This is a genomic window from Pseudoalteromonas sp. FUC4, assembly GCF_008370255.1.
Classification (GTDB): domain Bacteria; phylum Pseudomonadota; class Gammaproteobacteria; order Enterobacterales; family Alteromonadaceae; genus Pseudoalteromonas.
This window is the reverse complement of record NZ_SEUI01000004.1, coordinates 164158-185304: the sequence shown is the minus strand read 5'-3', so window position 1 is coordinate 185304 and position 21147 is coordinate 164158. Positions and strand designations below refer to the sequence as shown.

At 39.5% G+C, this 21147-nt stretch carries 19 protein-coding genes; 3 read left to right on the top strand and 16 right to left on the bottom strand.

Translation table 11 applies throughout. The features are described 5' to 3' along the window. Positions 1 to 39: 39 nt before the first annotated feature. The 7 genes from EU510_RS13090 to rplU form a co-directional block, all read right to left on the bottom strand. Positions 40 to 513: a peroxiredoxin gene (locus EU510_RS13090; protein ID WP_149593851.1), complete on the bottom strand. Its 474-nt coding sequence runs from the start codon at positions 511 to 513 to the stop codon at positions 40 to 42. Between the two features lie 130 nt (positions 514 to 643). Then, positions 644 to 1528, bottom strand: a complete 885-nt coding sequence (gene galU, locus EU510_RS13085; RefSeq protein ID WP_149593850.1) for a UTP--glucose-1-phosphate uridylyltransferase GalU — start codon at positions 1526 to 1528, stop codon at positions 644 to 646. Positions 1529 to 1822: 294 nt separating this feature from the next. Beyond that, positions 1823 to 2200, bottom strand: a complete 378-nt coding sequence (locus EU510_RS13080) for a DUF3718 domain-containing protein (RefSeq protein ID WP_149593849.1) — start codon at positions 2198 to 2200, stop codon at positions 1823 to 1825. Positions 2201 to 2278: 78 nt separating this feature from the next. Then, entirely contained in the window at positions 2279 to 2770 is a 492-nt protein-coding gene (gene folA / locus EU510_RS13075; RefSeq protein WP_149593848.1) for a type 3 dihydrofolate reductase, read from the bottom strand. A gap of 73 nt (positions 2771 to 2843) precedes the next feature. Continuing rightward, entirely contained in the window at positions 2844 to 4001 is a 1158-nt protein-coding gene (gene cgtA, locus EU510_RS13070; RefSeq protein WP_149593847.1) for an Obg family GTPase CgtA, read from the bottom strand. A gap of 138 nt (positions 4002 to 4139) precedes the next feature. Beyond that, a complete protein-coding gene (gene rpmA / locus EU510_RS13065) occupies positions 4140 to 4397 on the bottom strand; it encodes a 50S ribosomal protein L27 (RefSeq protein WP_002957747.1) in 258 nt (85 codons plus the stop codon). 16 nt (positions 4398 to 4413) lie between these two features. Next, positions 4414 to 4725 carry a 50S ribosomal protein L21 gene (gene rplU / locus EU510_RS13060; RefSeq protein ID WP_002957748.1) on the bottom strand — a complete coding sequence of 104 codons (312 nt, stop codon included), beginning with the start codon at positions 4723 to 4725 and terminating at the stop codon, positions 4414 to 4416. Between the two features lie 422 nt (positions 4726 to 5147). Here rplU and ispB point away from each other — a divergent pair, with 422 nt between their 5' ends. Further along, entirely contained in the window at positions 5148 to 6119 is a 972-nt protein-coding gene (gene ispB / locus EU510_RS13055; protein WP_149593846.1) for an octaprenyl diphosphate synthase, read from the top strand. Between the two features lie 247 nt (positions 6120 to 6366). On the opposite strand, the gene mdh is transcribed toward ispB, so the two are convergent. After that, entirely contained in the window at positions 6367 to 7299 is a 933-nt protein-coding gene (mdh, locus tag EU510_RS13050; protein ID WP_002957751.1) for a malate dehydrogenase, read from the bottom strand. A 225-nt stretch (positions 7300 to 7524) separates the two neighbouring features. On the opposite strand from mdh, the gene argR reads away from it, so the two are divergent. Next, positions 7525 to 7992, top strand: a complete 468-nt coding sequence (gene argR / locus EU510_RS13040; RefSeq protein ID WP_002957753.1) for a transcriptional regulator ArgR — start codon at positions 7525 to 7527, stop codon at positions 7990 to 7992. A 7-nt stretch (positions 7993 to 7999) separates the two neighbouring features. Here argR and EU510_RS13035 read toward each other — a convergent pair whose 3' ends face one another. Genes EU510_RS13035 through EU510_RS13020 form a run of 4 tightly spaced genes read right to left on the bottom strand, consistent with a single transcriptional unit; the run spans position 8000 to position 12633 of the window. Continuing rightward, positions 8000 to 8899, bottom strand: a complete 900-nt coding sequence (locus EU510_RS13035; RefSeq protein WP_149593845.1) for a Dyp-type peroxidase — start codon at positions 8897 to 8899, stop codon at positions 8000 to 8002. A 48-nt stretch (positions 8900 to 8947) separates the two neighbouring features. Further along, on the bottom strand, positions 8948 to 9997 hold the full coding sequence (locus tag EU510_RS13030) for an ABC transporter ATP-binding protein (RefSeq protein WP_149593844.1): 1050 nt from the start codon (positions 9995 to 9997) through the stop codon (positions 8948 to 8950). Beyond that, complete coding sequence (locus EU510_RS13025; RefSeq protein WP_149593843.1) at positions 9998 to 11629, bottom strand: ABC transporter permease; 1632 nt, start codon at positions 11627 to 11629, stop codon at positions 9998 to 10000. Continuing rightward, the gene (locus EU510_RS13020; protein WP_149593842.1) at positions 11629 to 12633 is read right to left on the bottom strand and encodes a Fe(3+) ABC transporter substrate-binding protein; all 1005 of its coding nucleotides are present in this window, start codon (positions 12631 to 12633) and stop codon (positions 11629 to 11631) included. The genes EU510_RS13025 and EU510_RS13020 overlap by 1 nt, the downstream gene beginning before the upstream one ends. A 939-nt stretch (positions 12634 to 13572) precedes the next feature. On the opposite strand from EU510_RS13020, the gene EU510_RS13015 reads away from it, so the two are divergent. After that, on the top strand, positions 13573 to 14088 hold the full coding sequence (locus EU510_RS13015; protein ID WP_149593841.1) for a hypothetical protein: 516 nt from the start codon (positions 13573 to 13575) through the stop codon (positions 14086 to 14088). Positions 14089 to 14098: 10 nt separating this feature from the next. Here the strand turns inward: EU510_RS13015 and EU510_RS13010 are convergent, their stop codons facing one another. The 4 genes from EU510_RS13010 to aceE form a co-directional block, all read right to left on the bottom strand. Further along, the gene (locus EU510_RS13010) at positions 14099 to 14779 is read right to left on the bottom strand and encodes a tRNA-uridine aminocarboxypropyltransferase (protein WP_149593840.1); all 681 of its coding nucleotides are present in this window, start codon (positions 14777 to 14779) and stop codon (positions 14099 to 14101) included. Between the two features lie 131 nt (positions 14780 to 14910). Beyond that, positions 14911 to 16335: a dihydrolipoyl dehydrogenase gene (gene lpdA / locus EU510_RS13005; RefSeq protein ID WP_149593839.1), complete on the bottom strand. Its 1425-nt coding sequence runs from the start codon at positions 16333 to 16335 to the stop codon at positions 14911 to 14913. A 205-nt stretch (positions 16336 to 16540) separates the two neighbouring features. Beyond that, positions 16541 to 18457: a pyruvate dehydrogenase complex dihydrolipoyllysine-residue acetyltransferase gene (aceF, locus tag EU510_RS13000; RefSeq protein WP_149593838.1), complete on the bottom strand. Its 1917-nt coding sequence runs from the start codon at positions 18455 to 18457 to the stop codon at positions 16541 to 16543. A 10-nt stretch (positions 18458 to 18467) separates the two neighbouring features. Further along, positions 18468 to 21134, bottom strand: coding sequence for a pyruvate dehydrogenase (acetyl-transferring), homodimeric type (gene aceE / locus EU510_RS12995; RefSeq protein ID WP_149593837.1), 2667 nt, complete (start codon positions 21132 to 21134; stop codon positions 18468 to 18470). Positions 21135 to 21147 lie beyond the last annotated feature (13 nt).

Genomic DNA, 21147 nt, shown 5'->3' with positions numbered 1-21147 from the left:
AGCTGATTAGCTAGAGCTAAAATCTACACTTTATTACTGTTATAGCTTATCTAGTACTGATTCTGCGCGGCTTACAACAAACTCTTTGTCTTGCTCTACAAATAAACCAGTTACTACTGCATTTTCGATAATCATAGCGTAACGCGTTGAACGTACACCACCAAAGCCAGCAGTATCTTTATCAAGCCCTAACGATTTAGTAAAACTTCCATCGCCATCAGCAAGCATTGAAATTTCTTGTGCGTTTTGTGAGTCGCCCCATGCTTTCATTACAAATGCATCATTAACGGATACACAGTAAATAGCATCAACGCCCTTTGCTTTAATTTTATCAGCAAGGGTAATAAATTCAGGTAAATGTGCATTAGAGCATGTTGGTGTAAATGCACCTGGTACTGCAAATAACACGACTTTTTTACCTTCAAACAACTCTTTATTTGTAATAGACTGAATACCATCGTCAGTTAATTGCGTTAGTGTAACTGCTGGTAATTCTTGGCCTTGCTCAATCATGGTAATTCCTTGAAAAAATTAATACAGAATAAGTAATAATTGTACTACGTAGCCTACTTCTATGTATAAAAAGTAAGGCTAACTTAGTAGCTCAAAACAGCCTACCATAGAACGAAGAATACGCGCTGTATTAAGGTAAATTCAAATCGTTTATAAAACTTGAAAAATCATTACCTAGCTTTTCATCTCGTAGACTGTACTCAACAATTGCTTTTAAGTAGCCTAACTTATCTCCACAATCGTGAGAACGACCACTCATATGAAATGCTTCTACGGTTTCTTGTGCCATTAATGCGTCAATAGAATCTGTAAGTTGTATTTCACCGCCAGCACCTACAGACGTTTTTGCAAGAAGAGGCCAAATATTCTTACTCAGTACATATCGCCCTACAACAGCAAGATTTGAAGGTGCTAAATCTGCATCAGGTTTTTCAACCATTGCTTTTATTGCAGCACTTTTGCCTGGCATTAGATCAACGCCATTAATATCCGCAATACCATATTTACTAACGTCTTCTTTAGCTACCGGCTCAAGCATTATTTGACTTGCTTGTGTTTCTTCAAAGCGTTTGATCATTGCTGCTAAGTTTTCAGTCTCTTGATCCGCAGTATAGGCATCAAGTATCACATCAGGCAGGAGCACAACAAAGTTGTTATCACCAACGATTGGTTTAGCGCACAAAATAGCATGTCCAAGCCCTTGAGCTTCACCTTGGCGTACACTCATAATAGTTACATCAGGCGGACAAATAGAGCGAATTTCATCTAATAAAGCCCGTTTAACACGCTTCTCAAGAGTCGCTTCTAGTTCATAACTTGTATCAAAGTGGTTTTCGATTGCATTTTTAGAGCTATGCGTAACTAACACAATATCTTTAATACCAGCGGACACACATTCGCTGACAATATATTGAATTAGAGGCTTATCGACTATTGGGAGCATTTCTTTTGGGATAGCTTTTGTCATAGGGAGCATTCTCGTCCCTAAGCCTGCTACTGGAATTACAGCTTTCATATCTGTCCTTAGTGATTAAGTTTGTAAATAAACTAGCAGATACAAAATAGATACCAGCTGAATAAAGTTAGCTCTTTTGAAGAAGTAAATTTGAAGCTGCTTTTAAAATGAAGACTTTACACTTTGGGAATACAAAATAGATAGGTAAATAGAAAACTTATTAATGATTGTGTTGGTGGGGTGTGATTACCTTAGCCAAATAAAAAAGTCTGGAGTTGTTATTAATAACAACTTCAGACTAATCAATATTTAACAATCCCCTATTGAAGGTAGAGCTATAAAATCTGTTTATGATTAAAGACCAGCGCGATCTTTAATTACTGCAATAAGTGGTGAGCTGGCAAAGTTGCCTTCAGCCCAGCTAATGTCAGCACCATCTGCTAAAGAGCTTTTCGATAGATTCTTAACTATATACTCACCAGTATCCACTGCATTACTAGCAACAGCATGGCGTAATAAATTATTACCATTACATTGTACTGCATCATAAATATTACGGATTTTTACACGAGAGCTTTTAAGCTTGCTGCGTAATCGGTTTTTATCGTCTGCAGCAATATACTCACAAATAGATACCGCTAATTGATCTTCAGCACTTGCAGGTGCTGTGTACGAAAACGAACTTACAGCGATAACAGCAGTAAGTACAACTAGCTTTGATAATTTAAACATGACAAACCCTTTATAGTACTTTATTCTTATATAGACTGTTTAATATTATACCAACCCACTAAAAATTACGCAATAATGTTAACGTGCTTTATATAAGGTTACGAATTTATAACTAGATTTGTTCTTTTCATCAGGAAGGTTTTCTTGCTCTTTTTTTACGTTCCAATTAGCGACTTTATTGTAATCAGGGAATTGGGTATCACCTTCCACATCTAAGTCAATAAAGGTTAAATACAAGCGTTCTGCTTTTGGTAAAAATTGCTCATAGATATTACCACCACCAATAATCATTACTTCTTCAGCTGTAGTAACGAGTTCTAATGCGGCATCTGGCGTAGTTACTACTTCAATACCCTTTGCAGTATATTCGCTGTTTCGAGTAATAATAATATTACGGCGCCCAGGTAATGGACGGCCTATAGACTCAAAAGTTTTACGACCCATGATGACAGGCTTACCTGTTGTCACTTTTTTAAAATGTTGAAGATCTGCAGGTAAATGCCATGGCATTTTATTATCTAGACCAATTACACGGTTATTTGCCATTGCTGCAATCATTGAAATTATCATAATAAACACCTAGTACTTTATTCTTAAACAAAGAAAAAGGAGCATAAGCTCCTTTTTAGTAAATTCTATTTAATTAACGCTCGTAGACAACTTCTACGTCGTAATCATCTTCATCCCAGTCATCCCAATCATCATCATTGCCCTTACCTTTAGTGGCTTTTTCATGATAGGTATCCCACTTAAATTCAACTTCTTCATCTTCCACTTGTACAAACTTCTCTTTAGGCATGCTATCAAGTAGTGTCATTATGTTGTGGATTAATGGTTGAGTGTTAAGTTTATTAATTGCTGAAATGTGATAGATATTTTCAGTTTCGCCCAGCTCTTCTGCAATCGTTTCACATAACGCTTTTGCTTCATCCTCTGGTAATAAATCTATTTTATTAAATACTAACCAGCGTGGCTTCTCAGCTAATTTAGGGCTGTATTGGTGCAGCTCGTTAATAATCGAAAACGCATTATCAACAGGGTTTGAACCATCTACCGGCATTACATCAATAATGTGTAATAACACACGACAACGCTCTAAATGTTTCAAAAAGCGTATACCTAGGCCTGCGCCATCAGATGCACCTTCAATTAGGCCCGGAATATCAGCTATAACAAATGATTTATTTGCTTCAGGACGTACTACACCTAAGTTTGGAATAAGCGTCGTAAATGGATAATCAGCTACTTTTGGTCTTGCTGCAGATACACTGCGGATAAACGTAGATTTACCGGCATTTGGTAGTCCAAGTAAGCCAACATCAGCTAATAATAGTAACTCTAATTTTAAGTTACGTACTTCACCTGGTGTGCCCAATGTTTTTTGACGAGGCGCTCGGTTAGTACTTGATTTAAAACGCGCATTCCCCAAGCCGTGGAAACCACCTTTTGCAACCAAAATTCGTTGACCATGTTGAGTTAAGTCGCCAAGTCCCTCTTGGGTGTCAACATCCATGATGCGTGTGCCTACAGGCACCATAACAAATAAGTCATCAGCTTTTCGGCCTGTACAGTTACGGCTACGACCGTTAGTACCACGTTCAGCTCTATGGAAGCGCTCAAACTGATAATCAATTAAGGTATTTAAGTTTTCATCCGCTTGTAGATAAACACTACCACCGTCTCCACCGTCACCGCCGTCTGGTCCACCATCTGGAACATATTTTTCACGACGGAAAGACACGATGCCGCTGCCACCGTCTCCAGCTTCTGCGCGAATTTCTACTTCATCTACAAACTTCATGATTACTCACTTTAGGGATTGGCTTGTTTAATAACTCTATTATATACCCAAGCCAACACAAATGCAGGCTTGGGTATATATTGGCTGACTACAAAACAAAAAACCCCGCAAAGGCGGGGTTTTTAACTACCTTACTGATTACTCAGTTACGATAGTTACGTATTTACGGTTTAAAGGACCTTTTTGTTCAAACTGAACTTTACCATCTGCTTTTGCGAAGATAGTGTGGTCTTTACCGATACCTACGTTAGTACCAGGGTGGAAACGAGTTCCACGCTGACGAACAATGATGCTACCCGCTAGAACTGATTCGCCACCAAAACGCTTAACACCTAGGCGTTTGCTTTCTGAATCGCGACCGTTACGAGTACTACCAGCTGCTTTTTTATGTGCCATTTCTAAGTACCTCTAATTAAGCGCTAATGCTAGTGATTTTAACTTCAGTGAACCATTGACGATGGCCCATTTGCTTACGAGAATGCTTACGGCGTCTAAATTTAACAACCTTAATCTTCTCACCGCGACCATGTGAAACAACCTCAGCTGTTATCTTGCCACCGTTTACGAACGGTACACCGATCTCGATTTTCTCACCATCAGCAACTAAAAGTACTGAATCAAATTCTACTGCCGCACCAGTTTCAACGTCTAATTTTTCAAGACGAATCGTTTGACCTTCAGTCACACGATGCTGTTTACCACCACTTTGGAAAACCGCGTACATAATTAACTCCGTCTGTGCACCCTCAAATCGGCGCAACTAAAATATTCTTCGATAGGGCGCGAAGTTTACGCTAACGCGAAATAACTAGCAAGCCTATTTTGTAATTAAAATGAATAAAAAGTAGCTGCTTTGAGAGCAATTCAATATTTACCCCATTTTATATTAATTAGCCCTTTTGCCAAGCGCTTTTTAACTCTTAGCCGAAATAAGTTAATGCTCTCAAATATGACCTTCACAGCTTAATATCTAAGCACGCTACCAACTGTGTATTGGTTATCAATTAATCAGTTATCTTGGCTAATTCAGTCTAAATTAAGTACTTTAATAGTGTTTTTTCAATCAATCGTCACAAAATATCGAGCTAGTGCATTTTTTGTTGTACAATCTGCGCCGTTCACACATAAAAATTGGCTCGGAGATCAATGGATATAAAAGCTATCCAGGCGTTAATCGAAAGCGATATGAATGACGTCAATCAACTTATACATGCGCAAATGCGTTCAGATGTGGCGTTAGTTAATCAGCTTGGTTTATATATAGTTAGCAGTGGCGGTAAACGTGTTCGTCCAATGCTGGCTATTTTAGCAGCCAAAGCGCTCGGCTATCAGGGTAAAGATCACATAACACTTGCAACAATTGTTGAGTTTATCCATACAGCAACGCTATTGCATGATGATGTTGTAGATGAATCAAACTTACGACGTGGCACGCCTACAGCAAATGCTGAATTTGGTAATGCTGCTAGCGTATTGGTTGGTGACTTTATTTACACTCGCTCATTTCAGCTTATGGTTGGCCTTGGAAAAATGCAGGTTATGCAAGTACTTGCCGATGCAACAAACATTATTGCTGAAGGTGAAGTATTACAGTTAATGAACTGCAATGACCCAGATACGACTGAAGCCAGCTATATGCAGGTTATTTACTCTAAAACGGCTAAATTATTTGAAGCAGCTACAGGCCTTGCTGCCATTATCACAGAGCAAGACCAAGCGACACTTGATGCACTAAACCTATACGGTATGCATTTAGGTACTGCGTTTCAACTAGTAGATGACGTACTCGATTATAATGCAGATGCTGAGCAGCTAGGTAAAAACATTGGCGATGATTTAGCTGAAGGCAAACCAACCCTTCCGCTTATTTATGCTATGCAACATGGTAGCGAGCAGCAAACGCAGCTTATTCGTGATGCAATAGAGCACAGTAATGGTATGGAGCATTTAGAAGAAATTTTAACTGCACTAGAACAAACTAATGCGCTTGAGTTTACAATGCAAAAAGCAGAGCTTGAGGCCGACAAAGCCATTGCCTGTTTAGATTTTTTAGCTGAGTCTGACTATAAGCAAGCACTTATAAGTCTTGCCCGTATTGCGGTTGACCGCGACCACTAGTTTTAACTAGTTACACAGTGTGACATTAATTCTGAGCAATAAAAAAGCCTGCAAATGCAGGCTTTTTTATATACCAATTTTATCAAAACATTAAGCATTCTTTCGGGCTAAATAACTCATTAGCTGCGTTAAATATTATTTATATAGAACAACTATACATCGTAATATTTGCCTTGCTAACGAGCTATTTATCCATCGTAATAACTGCTCATTTATTTAATGCAATTGGTATCGCTCAAACTGGCTATTACGCCATGAAATCAACACCTTCTTTGATGTCTTTTTTCAGAGTTTCAAGCATGTCATTTTTTGCTTTTGTTTCAAATGCGCTTAGTTCGCCGTAAGAAAGAATTTCTTCTACGCCGTTTTTACCTAAACGTACTGGATGTGCAAAGTACTCTGCATCGCCATTTTCAACAGCAACGTAAGCGTAATCTACAACTTCTTCACCTTGTAGGCCTTTAACTAAAGACATACAAAAACGAGCTGCAGCAGCACCCATAGATAGCGTAGCTGAACCACCGCCTGCTTTAGCATTTACAACTTCAGTACCCGCATTTTGGATACGTGGAGTAAGTGCAGCAACTTCTTCATCAGTGAAAGAAACACCTTCAACTTGAGAAAGTAGAGGCAGAATAGTTGTGCCTGAGTGACCACCAATTACTGGTACTTTTACAGTTGCTACGTCTACGCCTTTAAGTTCAGCAACAAATGCTTCTGAACGAATAACGTCAAGCGTAGTAATACCGAATACGCGTTTAGCGTCGTAAGTACCTGCTTTTTTGAATACTTCAGCAACAATTGGAACTGTGCCGTTTACTGGGTTAGTAATAATACCTACTAACGCTTTAGGACAACTGGCAACAATGCCTTCTGCTAAAGTTTTGATGATGCCAGCATTTACATTGAATAAATCAGCACGATCCATACCTGGTTTACGTGGCATACCCGCTGGGATAAGAACGATGTCAGAACCTTCAAGCGCTTTATTTAAATCGTCTGCGCCAAAGCCTGCAACTTTAACATCTGTTGGGATGTGAGAAAGGTCAACCGCAACACCTGGTACTACTGGTGCAACATCATAAAGTGATAATTCAGAGCCAGCTGGTAAGCCTGTTTTTAATAATAAAGACAACGCTTGGCCGATACCGCCTGCAGCACCTAATACAGCAACTTTCATTGGAATTCTCCGTAATTTGAGGTAGGAAACATTTGTGGCTCTTAAGATAATGAAATTAGCGACTAAAAACAAATTTATCCTGTCTATTTCAAGTATATTTTCGACCATAGTCGTAAACTTATGTGATTTAACGCATCAAACTGGCAAGTTAACTAAACAACTGCTGCATAATTATTCATTTTTGTGTAGAATTTGCGGCATAAATAACAAAAACGAATAAAGACTATGCAACCACAAGATAAACAAGAAGCACTGGTAAAAGCATTTAAATCACTATTAAAAGAAGAAAATTTTGGCTCTCAAGGCGAAATAGTTGATGCGTTAAAAGATCAAGGTTTCGACAATATAAGCCAAAGTAAAGTATCACGCATGTTAAGTAAATTTGGCGCTGTACGCACACGTAATGCCAAACAAGAAATGGTTTACTGCTTACCTGCTGAAATGGGTGTACCTACGGCTAAAAGCCCATTACGCCAATTAGTAATCGACATTATGCACAACGAAATGATGATCATTATTCGTACCAGCCCAGGTGCTGCTCAGCTTATTGCACGTTTATTAGATTCATTAGGTAAAGCTGATGGCGTACTAGGAACTATTGCCGGCGATGACACTATTTTTATCGCTCCTGCTAAAATATCTGAAATAGATGTAACACTTGAACGCGTTCGCATTTTATTTGATACGGTTTAATAGCAAATTAAATTTGTTTTAAAAACCCTATTGAAGGTGCAAAGAAAGCAGAGCCCATATCGGCTTGAGTAAAATCAAGCCAGTGGTCGTAGCAATCCCCTTCCCCTAAACGACTATTAAGTACTTTTTCAAATGCGGTGCCCGTACAAGCGCATGTAATTGATAACATTCCCTGCTCATACACGTCGCCATAAGGCATGCTTTGATTTAATAGTAGCGGTTGTCCGTCTTCGTCTTTTAGCTCACTTCGCGAAGCATGGCTGGTTTCGAGTGCTGGGGTAATTAGCGTGTTATCTAGACGCGTACGCCCCATTATTTGTTCTTGCTCACTCAATGATAAATGCTGCCACATAGTTAAATCATGTTTATAACGCTGAACATGAATATAACTCCCCTGATCTTCAAAGCTACCAGGGTTGCTGATTAAAGCCGTAGCGCGCTTTTTTCTTCCATGCGCGGTGTCGCCACCATAAATAAAACCGTTAAAATCACGACCATCTAAAAAGCGAAAATTACGAATTTGCTCCACTAGCTCTACATCGGGTGCAAATAATTTTAAAATTTGCAGTGCAAATAAATGGTTAACATCTTCACGGTCAGAGCGAATTTGCACAAATAAATCGCACGGTTGTACGCTCATTTGGTGATCGCTATGGGTTATATTAGGAAAGCTCTGCAATTCGCTTGGAATATATTCAGGGAGGATATGCGGCCAGTATTGCGCACCAATAGCAACCATACAAGAGAGCATTGATTCTGAAAATTGATCGCTAAACTCTTCTTCTATAGCGCTTACTTGTTTTAACTTTGCGCGAAGTGATTCGTCTTGACCATCAAACACATTAAAAAATAAGTGCAAACCGTGTAAGTTTGCTTCAGCACAAATCCCTGATTGCGCTTGCGCCATTGTTATTCCTTAGTTTTACAGATAAAAACACAGCGAATAACAAATTAATTACGATTCGAAAAAATTCACCGTGTGAGGTTTTATTTTTATTATAACCTGATCATTATTTTCAAATGACTGGCCATATTGTGCAGCAACTTCAATTTCTTGTTCATCAATAACAAGCGAATAAACATACGCCGAACCAATAAAGCGACGACTTATGATTGTAGCTCGCTTGCTGTATTTGTCACTTTGGTTATCTGCCATTAATTCTATTTGATGGGGGCGCACGTATATAAGCCCTGCACTTACATTATGCTTACTCTCAACATAAGATTCGACTAAACCAAATGGTGTTTTATATTCAGTTGCGGTTAACACTTCTGCGCTTAAGTATATGCCCTGACCCAGAAACTCTGCAACCTCCTTTGAACATGGAGCTGCAAAAAGCTGCTCTGGCGTGCCTTGTTGTGCAATTTTACCGCGATGCATAATGGCAAGTGTATCTGAAAACGCAAACGCCTCTTCTTTTGAGTGTGTAACAAACACAGCAGATACTTGAGTTGCCTTAATAATTCGACGTATATCGGCAATTAATTCAAAGCGTACTTGTGTGTCGATGTTTGAAAAAGGCTCATCAAGGAGTAATAAACTAGGTTTATAAGCTAATGCACGAGCGATAGCGACGCGTTGCTGTTGGCCACCCGATAACTGATGTGGAAACCTGTCAGCACAGCCAATTAAATGCACAAGCTTAAGCATTTCATCAACGCGTTGTTGCTTTTGAGCTTTGCTCATATTACTAAGCCCAAATGCAATATTGTTTGCCACCGTTAAATGCGGAAACAACGCATAGTCTTGAAACATCATACCGATGTTACGATGCTCAGGTGAGACAAAAGATTGCTCATCACTCACTAACTTACCGTCTATAAAAATAGACCCTTGCTTGGCTTCAATTAAACCTGCAATCGCTTTTAATGTGGTTGTTTTGCCGCACCCACTCGCCCCGAGTAGGCAAACAATTTCGTCTTTACCCACTGTTAAATCTAAATCGTGAATAACCTTTGTGCCGTTATAGTGATAGCTCACGCCTTGTAAAATCAAACTACTCATTTAACTACGCTGCTCCATAGAACGATTAATAAAATACAAAGGAATAAACCCAACAATAACAATAAATAATGCAGATATTGAAGCAAGCTCTAATTGCTCGTCGCTAACATACTGAAATACATGAGTGGCTAAGCTTTCAAAGTTAAACGGTCTGAGCAATAGCGCAGCTGGCAACTCTTTCATACACTCAATAAATACCAATAGGGCTGCAGTGAGTAACCCTCTTCGCAGTAAAGGTAGATGCACTAAACGCAGCGTTTGCCCTTGGCTTTTACCCATTGATTGGCTTGCCATATCAAGTGATGGACTAATACGTAAAAAACTCGACTCAATTGCTCCGTGTGCAATGGCGTAAAACCTAACAATATAAGCAATAATAATAGTAAGAATGCTACCTGTAAGCAGTAAGCCAATATCTAAATCATACGGCTCAAGCGCTGTGTTAATGGTGTTCTCTAACAATGTAAGAGGTAACAAAACCGCAATAGCGAGTACAGTTCCTGGCAGCGCATAGCCTGTGCTTGCTAAACGTCCAGGAATAAGCGGATACGCTTGCTTTGCCACACGCTGATAAAAAACCACAAAAACACTCAATGTAATGGTTATAACACTTACAACCCCTGCCACTTTTAAACTTTGCCAAGCGTAACTAAAAAACTCAACATTCCATGCTTTATCAAAGTAGGTAATGGCATAATTTATAAGTACTGCAATAGGGATTAAAAAAGCGATAAGTAAAATAAAGCAGCAAAATGCGGTTGCGAGCCAAGCAGACTTTCCTTTTAATACATAAAGCGATTCACTATTTACACTTGATTGGCGCTCAAATACCGCTTGATTACGACGACTAAAACGCTCTGCCATTAATGCTAAAAATAACAGCAGTAACATCACACCCGATATTTTAGCGGCCGCTGTAAGTGAGTAATAACCAAACCACGTATCGTATACGGCGGTTGTTAATGTACTTACGGCAAAATAACTCACTGTTGCAAAGTCAGCCATGGTTTCCATACTAATAAGTGCAAGAGCCGCCACAATAGCCCCACGAGAGAGCACTAAGCTGACTTTAAAAAAGCTTTGCCAAGGAGATAACCCCATTAACTGACTAGCTTGTACTAATTTGAATGACTGCTCGCGAAGGGCCGTTTTAAAAATCAAAAATAAATACGGATAAAGTACCAAGGCAATCATAACTATGGCGCCGGGTAATGTACGTATATCAAAAAACCAATAGTCGCTAGGTGATTGCCAGCCAAACCATTTTCTCAGTGCTATTTGCACCGGGCCCGCATAATCTAATAAATCGGTGTATACATAGGCAATAATATAGGTGGGCATAGCAAGGGGCAGCATAAGTGCCCATTCAAACTGTTTTTTACCTGGGAAACTACAGTAAGCCGTTAGCCACCCAAGCGGCAAAGCTATGGCGCAGCTCAGGACGCAAACACCTAAAACTAACAATACGGTATTAGTTATGTAATCCCAAAGCACGGTATCCCACAGGTGAGAAAACACCTCAGAGCTACCTTGTAGAGATTCAAAAAGAAGAAAAAACAACGGGGCCGATAGTATTAAGCCAGTCGACCACGCAAATAGCTGCCATTTAGACAGCTTAAATTTATTAGTCATTAAAGATCGAACTTCACCTCATCAATTAGCTTAAGTGCTAACGGACGATATTTACTAATCTCATCAAGTGGCAAGCTGTCTTCTTTAAAGCTACCCCAAGAGGCAACCAAACTTGATAATTCAACACCCGACTTAACTGGATACTCCATATTTAATGAGGCATACATGTTTTGTGCTTTGCTGTCGGTCATATACTCTATGAGCTTTAATGCATTTTCAGGGTTTTTAGCGTATTTGGTAATAACCGCACCCGATACATTTATGTGTGAGCCACGATTAACTTGATTCGGAAAGTTAATATTTACGGCCTCAGCCCAGCCTTTTTGTTCTTTATCTTCTAGCATTTTGCCAAGGTAGTAACTATTACCTAATGCCAAGTTACATAAACCTTCTTTAACAGCTTTAACTTGAGCACGATCGTTACCTTGAGGCTTGCGTGCTAAATTAGCCTTAACACCTTCAAGCCACTCTTTAGTATGCGCTTCACCATGGTGTGCAATCATAGAAGCTACTAAACCTAAATTATATGGATGTTTGCCAGAGCGCGTACAAATTTGTCCTTTGTATTTAGGATCTGCTAAATCTTCATAAGTGAGCTTAGGTAACTCACCAACTCGCTCTTTTGATGAATACACATTACGCACTCTCTTAGTAAGCGCAACCCATTGGCCATCACCGTCACGAAAGGCGGCTGGAACATTGTTATTTACACTGTCACTTTTTATAGTTTGTGTTAATTTTAAATCTTCTAATTGAATAAGCGCACTAAAGTTAGAGGTTAATACTAAATCAGCTTTACTGTGCTTGCCTTCGCGTTTAACACGCTCAATTAGCCCTTTTTTAGCAAAAACAACATTGGTTTTTATGCCTGTTTGCTTTGTAAAGTCTTCTAAAATTGGCTGAATTAAAAACGGTTGACGAAATGAGTAGATGTTAACAACATCGTTTGCAAAGACTGGTGCCGATGCAACTACCCCTAAAACAAGTGCAAATACTTTCTTCATTATTCCACCTAAATAACTGTTATTATCAACGAATTCTACCGTGCTCATTCTAAAAGTGCACACTTTAAATAAATGTAAATATGTAAATAACGCCCAAAAAGGAAATACGGTGTAAGAGATGTCTTACGGATGTGACAGCTAATGAGTAAAAAACAAGATAAAAAACAACCCAAAAACAATTAAACCCATGAATTATATGAAATTTATTTTCATTACTATTGCAAAAACACTAATTGAATGTAGTTTTATCTCTATTTTAGTTGCTCTATTGCACTATAATTTACGCATCAACCAAGCAATGACGCTTATTGAGTAAAAGGAAACGGACTGCTTACTCAACCAACCAATGATTAGGTTATCAGGACAACACGGATTTTAGGACAGGCTCAGGATGAGTATCACAACGCAATGTTGTAAAAAGGACAGCGTCAGGAAGATGCGAAAAGGATAACAACAAGGCTAAGTTGTTCAACAGGATGTTGAAGGAATAAATGGACAGGCCTTTAAGGCAACACAAGGGATTGGTCAAAACAAGGATACACTAGGAAGTGTAATTAAGGATTTGGTAATAGTATTTACCCTACAGGATGTTTAGGAATTTAAGGATACAGGCCCGGACGGTCTACATTACATAGAACTAAAAAGTAATATAGTAATAAACATGGATTAGTGAAAATTGGAGTTGATTAAGTTCAATTGCAGGATGCAGAAAATTAGAAGATTCCGCAAGCGCGCCTAGAGATAGAGCGCGCTTTTCTTTGCCTAAAATTTGGGTTGAGTAAAGCTCTGAGCAACTATTACTAATTTTTAACAAGTAATATATCGCATCCCTGCCAATCAATGCTAAGACCTTAAAATACTTTATTAATATTTTAAATTTCGCTAATTTTTTTATTAATTGCGCCGATAACTAAATAACGCAAGGATCATAAATACTCAATGGATATGAATTTTAAAACATCTCAAAGTAATACCTTTTTGTGTAAAGTATCAGACGCAAGTACAGCAAAACCAATTGGTGTATTAAGTGCCCAGCCCCCCAACGAAAATCCGTATAAAGCTTTATTTAACCCCAAAGGTTATAACTTTTTAAATATGCCAATGAGTGAGTTTAAAAATATACTTAACGAAATTATTCAGTTAGAACGCGACATTCGTATTAGCAAGTGGGGTGAAGGTGCCCGACCTGATGAGTTTAGCTATCAACTTAATAGAATAGCAAACGCAATTGCAACGACTCAATTTAATGGCAAAATAGACATTAGCTGCTACTTTTTAAAACGAGTTGAAGAAGCAAAAGAAATGATTGGTGAAGACTGTATCTCGTTAATTCAAGTGCATAATAGTATAAGTCAATTGTATAATACTGTTTTACAATTAACATCTGAAGAAGGCTTCAGAGCTATTCAAAATAAAGCACTTGCTCACTTAAAAAATCAGCAAGCATTTGCTTAACTTCGTAAAATTAATCTTCTAGCGGTCGGCCCTTGTTGCGCTTACCCAATAAATACGCATCACGAAACTTAATAAAATGCTGCTCTAATTTTGTCGATGCATCCATTTCGCCAGCAAGTGCTAATACCATAATAGCCACTTCAGCAGTGCCTAGTTGATGTGCATGAGGGGCTACACGTAATCGGTAATCAGATAGTTTATCAGCAGTAACAGAGAGTACAGGCAAGTTATCTAAATAAGGGCTTTTACGAATCATTTTTTTAGCTTCGCGCCACGTACCATCTAAGAATATAAATAGCGGCTTTTTACCTAATTCAATACTCACTTCTGTAATGGCTCTGCCCTCTTCTACATCTTCAGCAGGAAAGACGACCATAGGCTGATACTGCGAATCATTTATTAAAGCTAAAAGAGCGGGGTTAGGATCTGTTCTGTCCCATCTAAATGCGTGGTTATCTGGCACTATTTCAGCAATTAAACGCCCTGTATTAGAAGGTTTAAAGCTTTCATTATGATACATCAGTAAGCATACCGCTGCCTTACAATCTGCATGCTCAACACCTTTACAAATACAGTAGTGCTTAGCAATCAGGCATTGTTCACAGCGATCTAATTTACCGCCTCGAGCATTAAACTCTCGACGAGATTCACTTATTTGTTGAGCGCGTAATGCTAAAACTGAGTTTTTCACTGTATTTACCTTCAATTAATTAAGCGCGCATTGTAACGACTTCTTGTTATTTAATCTTATATTTAATAAAAACCAGACATAAAAAAACCCAACCGAAGTTGGGTTTTTCAAGCAAATGCTAAAAAGTTAAATTACTTCTTTTTAGCTGCTTTTTTGTTTGGTAAATCAGTGATTGAACCTTCAAAAATTTCAGCTGCAAGGCCGATTGATTCGTTCAATGTTGGGTGAGCATGAATTGTAAGCGCTAAGTCTTCACCATCAGCACCCATTTCAATACCTAAACCGATTTCGCCAAGCATTTCGCCTGCGTTAATACCGATCATAGCACCACCGATTATACGGCCACTTTCTTTATCAAAGATAAGTTTAGTAGAACCTTCAGTACGAGCAGATGCAATTGCACGGCCAGATGCTGCCCACGGGAATACCGCAGTTTCAACTTTTAAGCCTTGCTCTTTTGCTTCTTTCTCAGTAACACCTACCCAAGCGATTTCTGGGTCTGTGTATGCTATTGAAGGAATACATTTAGGGTCGAAGAAATGCTTCTGACCAGAAATAACTTCTGCAGCAACATGACCTTCATGAACCGCTTTATGCGCAAGCATAGGCTGGCCAACTAAGTCACCAATTGCAAAAATATGGTCAACGTTAGTACGTAATTGCTTATCAACATTAATAAAGCCACGCTCATCAACGTTTACGCCCGCTTTTTCAGCATCAAGTAAGTTACCGTTTGGAGTACGGCCAACTGCAACAAGTACTTTGTCGTAACGTACTGGCTCTGCTGGTGCGTTTTTACCTTCAAACGTTACGTATAAGCCGTCTTCTTTAGCTTCAACACCAACAACTTTAGTTGAAAGCATTACGTTGAATTTTTTGCTTACGTATTTTTGGTAAATTTTGATAATGTCTTTATCAGCTGCTGGTACTAATTGATCAGCAAATTCTACAACATCAATTGCAGAACCTAGCGCACGGTAAACCGTACCCATTTCAAGACCGATAATACCACCACCCAATACAAGTAGTTTTTCTGGAACGTCTTTAAGCTCTAGTGCACCAGTTGAATCAATTACACGGTCATCTTCTGGGATGAAAGGTAGGTTAACTGGCTTAGAACCTGCTGCAATAATCGCGTTATCAAACGTGATAGTTGTAGCGCCGTCTGCGCCTTCAACTACTAAAGTATTGCTGCCAGTGAATTTGCCGTATCCAGATACAACTTTCACTTTACGCATTTTGGCCATGCCTTCTAGTCCACCAGTTAACTGGCCAACTACAGAATCTTTCCAAGTACGAACTTGGTCAAGATCGATTTTTGGTGCGCCAAAAGTAACACCGTGAGATGACATTTCTGCTGCGTCATCAATCACTTTAGCTACGTGTAAAAGTGCTTTAGAAGGAATACAACCAACATTAAGACATACGCCACCTAATGTTTCGCGAGATTCTACTAATGTAACTTCTAAGCCCAAGTCAGCAGCACGGAAAGCCGCAGAATAACCACCAGGACCACCGCCTAGTACAACAACTTGAGTTTTTAATTCGTTGCTCATGCTTTTACCTTAATTGTTTGAACGGGACACTGCCCTAAAATTTAACTGCCATGTTTCTGCAAGGCAGAAAGAGTGAGCAGCGCACAAAGTGATGCAATTTGTACAAAGATTGTATCATTGCAAATGGTAAAAATCCCAGCTAAAAACAACTGGCTGGGATTTGATTCTATTTATTTTATTGTGTATACCAATTTTACTAAACTGGTTACATCACCAACTGGCGAATATCGCTCATGTAACTTGCAAGAGTCACAGTAAAGCGTGCAGCTAATGCTCCGTCAATAACCCTATGGTCGTATGACATAGACAGCGGAACCATTAGTTTTGGTTCAAACTCTTTGCCATTCCATTTAGGTTTCATTTCAGATTTAGATACACCTAAAATAGCAACTTCTGGCGCATTAACAATTGGCGTAAATGCCGTACCACCGATACCGCCAAGGCTAGAGATAGTAAAACAGCCACCTTGCATATCAGACGATGTAAGCTTACCGTCACGTGCTTTAACAGATACTTCCATTAGCTCACGTGATAATTCAATAATGCCTTTTTTATCAACATTTTTAAACACTGGCACTACTAAACCATTTGGCGTATCAACAGCAACACCAATGTTAATGTACTTCTTAAGAATTAAACTTTCGCCGTCGTTAGACAGTGAAGAGTTAAATGTTGGGAAGTCTGCAAGTGCTTTAGCTGCTGCTTTCATCACAAACACAAGTGGTGTGATTTTAACGCCAAGTTTTTTCTTCTCGCTAAGTGCATTTTGCTCTTTACGGAATACTTCAAGGCTTGTGATATCAGCTTCATCAAACTGTGTAACATGTGGGATTTGTACCCAGTTACGGTGTAAGTTTTTACCTGATAGCTTTTGAATGCGAGACAGCTTTTTCTCTTCAATTTCGCCAAATTTAGCAAAATCTACTTTAGGCCATGGAATAAGACCAAGCTCACTACCACCTGCGCTACTGCCTGCAGATAATTGACCAGATTCAACTTGCTTAACTAGGTTTTTAACGTAGTTTTGCACGTCTTCTTTAACTATACGGGCTTTGCGACCAGTGCCTTTAACGTTAGCTAGGTTAATACCAAACTCACGCGCTAAACGGCGAACAACTGGCGATGCATGAGCATACGCACTGTTTTCTGTGAAGCTTTCATTACTTGCTTTTTCAGGTGCCGCTTGAGCCGGTGCTGACTCAGTTTTAGCCGCTGCTGCAGGAGCTGATTTTTCAGCTGGTGCAGATGCCGCTGGCGCACTGCCTGCAACTTCAAATACAAAAATTAATGAGCCAGTCGATACTTTATCGCCTGCGGCTACTTTAATTTCTTTAACTGTACCTGCAAATGGAGCTGGTACTTCCATTGCAGCTTTGTCGCCTTCAACGTTTAAGATTGATTGATCTTCTGAAACCGTATCGCCAACTGCAACCATAATTTCAGTTACTTCAACTTCATCGCCACCAATATCAGGTACATTTACTTCTTTAGTACTTGGTGCTGCATTTGCTGTTGAGCTAGCTGCTGGCGCTTCTACAGGAGCCGACTCTTTAGCCGGTGCTGCAGATTCACTTCCTGCTACTTCAAAAACAAACACTAACGAGCCAGTTTTAACTGTGTCGCCAGCGGCTACTTTAATTTCTTTAACTGTACCGGCAAATGGAGCTGGAACTTCCATTGCTGCCTTGTCGCCTTCCACGTTTAAGATAGATTGCTCTTCTGAAACGGTGTCACCAACAGCAACCATGATTTCAGTTACTTCAACTTCATCATCGCCAATATCTGGTACAGTTACTTCTTTAATTGAAGAACCTGTAGAAGCAGCTGGTGCTGCCTCTTCAGATTTAGCTGGAGCAGCGGCTGATGTATTTTTCTTATCAGTGCCTTCACTCTCGCCTTCAAACAAAAATACTAAAGAGCCTGTTGTAACGGTGTCGCCAACGTTTACTTTAATCTCTTTAACTGTACCCGCTTGAGAAGCAGGTATTTCCATTGATGCTTTGTCGCCTTCAACATTTAGTAATGATTGGTCAACATCTACTTTATCGCCAACGCTTACTAATATTTCGGTTACTTCTACTTCGTCGTCACCAATATCAGGTACTTTAATTTCAATACTCATTGCAAACCTCTTATGCGTACAGTGGGTTAAGTTTGTTAGTGTCGATGTTGAACTTTTTAAGTGCTTCAACAACTACTGACTTCTCAACTTCACCGCGTTTAGCAAGTTCAGATAACGTAGCAACAACAACGTAGCTTGCGTTAACTTCAAAGTGACGACGTAGGTTTTCACGGCTATCAGAACGACCGTAACCATCTGTACCTAACACTTTGTAGTTGCTGCTTGGAATGAATGAACGCGCTTGTTCTGCGTAGTTTTTCATGTAATCCGTTGCTGCAACAGTCACAGAGTCGTTTAATACGCTTGTGATAAATGCTGTTTTTTGCTCGCTTTCAGGATTAAGCATGTTGAAACGTTCAACATCTTGACCATCACGCGTTAGCTCATTGAAAGATGTTACTGAGTAAACATCTGATGCAATACCATATTCTTCGCTTAAGATTGAAGCAGCTTTGCGCACTTCAGTCATAATAGTACCTGAGCTTAATAGCTGAACGTTGGCTTTTTTACCTTCGTAACTTTCAAGCTTGTAAATACCTTTACGAATACCTTCTTCAGCGCCTTCTGGCATAGCTGGTTGATGGTAGTTTTCGTTCATAAGCGTTAGGTAGTAGTAAATATTTTCTTGGTCGTCACCGTACATACGACGAATACCATCTTGTACAATAACAGCAACTTCAAACGCGTAAGTTGGGTCATAAGAAACACAGTTAGGAACCGTGTTTGCAAGAATGTGGCTGTGGCCATCTTCGTGTTGTAAGCCTTCACCATTTAGCGTTGTACGACCCGCTGTAGCACCTAATAAGAAACCACGTGCTTGTTGATCGCCCGCCATCCATGCCATGTCGCCAACACGTTGGAAACCAAACATAGAGTAGTAAATGTAGAATGGGATCATTGGTAAATCGTTAGTGCTGTATGAAGTTGCAGCAGCTACCCATGACGACATAGCACCTAACTCATTGATACCTTCTTGCAATACTTGACCTGAAGTTGCTTCTTTATAGTAAGAAACAATATCACGATCCTGTGGCGTGTAATTTTGGCCATGCGGATTGTAAATACCGATTTGACGGAATAAACCTTCCATACCAAATGTACGCGCTTCATCGGCAATAATTGGTACGATATTTTTACCAATGCCTTTATCTTTTAATAAGATATTAAGTGCACGAACAAAGCCCATAGTAGTAGAAATATCACGCTTTTGCTCTTCAAGTAACGGCTTAAATGCATCTACTTCTGGCAACGTAAGTTTTTCACTAAAACGTGGAATACGCTTAGGTGTGTAACCTTTAAGCTCATCACGACGAGCATGTAGGTACTTGTACTCAGGTGAACCTTCTTCTAGTTCTAGGTATGGTAATTCTTTTAATTGCTCTTCAGATACTAAATCTTGTAGGCCTAAACGGTCACGTAAGTGCTCAACATGGCTCATGTCCATTTTTTTCACTTGGTGCGCAATGTTTTTACCTTCAGCTGCTTCACCCATGCCGTAACCTTTTACAGTTTTAGCAAGAATTACAGTTGGACGGCCTTTTGTTTCTTCTGCTTTTTTAAATGCAGCAAATAATTTTGATGACTCATGACCACCACGCTTAAGCGCGAAAATTTCGTCATCTGTCATGTCAGCAACAAGTGCTGCTGTTTCAGGGTAGCGACCAAAGAAGTTTTCACGTACGTACGCGCCATCTTTAGCTTTATATGTTTGGTAATCGCCATCAACAGTTTCATTCATTAACTGTAGTAATTTACCTGTTGTGTCTTTAGCAAGCAGAATATCCCAACCGCTGCCCCACACTAGTTTAATTACGTTCCAGCCAGCGCCTTTAAACAAGCCTTCTAGCTCTTGAATAATTTTACCGTTACCCATAACTGGGCCGTCTAAACGCTGTAAGTTACAGTTAACTAAGTAACAAAGGTTATCTAGTTTTTCACGTGCAGCGAAAGAAATAGCACCACGCGATTCTGGCTCATCCATTTCACCGTCACCTAAAAACGCATATACACGTTGGTTTTTAGTATCTTTTAAGCCACGACCATCTAAGTATTTTAAGAAGCGTGCTTGATAAATTGATGAAATAGGACCTAAGCCCATTGATACCGTAGGGAACTGCCAAAATTCAGGCATTAGCTTAGGGTGTGGGTACGATGGTAAGCCTTCGCCATCAACTTCTTGGCGGAAGTTATCTAGTTGCGCAGCCGATAAACGACCTTCAACAAATGCACGTGCGTAAATACCCGGAGAAATATGACCTTGGTAATAAACTAAGTCACCACCGTCTACATCATTTGGTGCTTTAAAGAAGTGGTTAAAACACACTTCATAAAATGCAGCAGATGATTGGTAAGACGCCATATGGCCGCCTAAGTCGAGATCTTTTTTAGATGCACGTAGAACGATCATAATCGCGTTCCAACGTATAATTGAACGAATACGACGTTCAAGATTTACATCACCTGGGTAAGCAGGCTCTTGATCTACAGGAATAGTATTAACGTAGTTCGTGGTAATACCCGTTGGCATATCAACGCCGTCTAAACGGGCTTGCTCTAATACTTGCTCAAGTAAAAACTGAGCTCGTTCAACACCTTCTTCGCGCACAACTGATTCAAGAGCTTGTAACCACTCTTGTGTTTCTAGCGCGTCTACGTCAATTTTATTGACTTCAGACATATGGAGGTTTCCT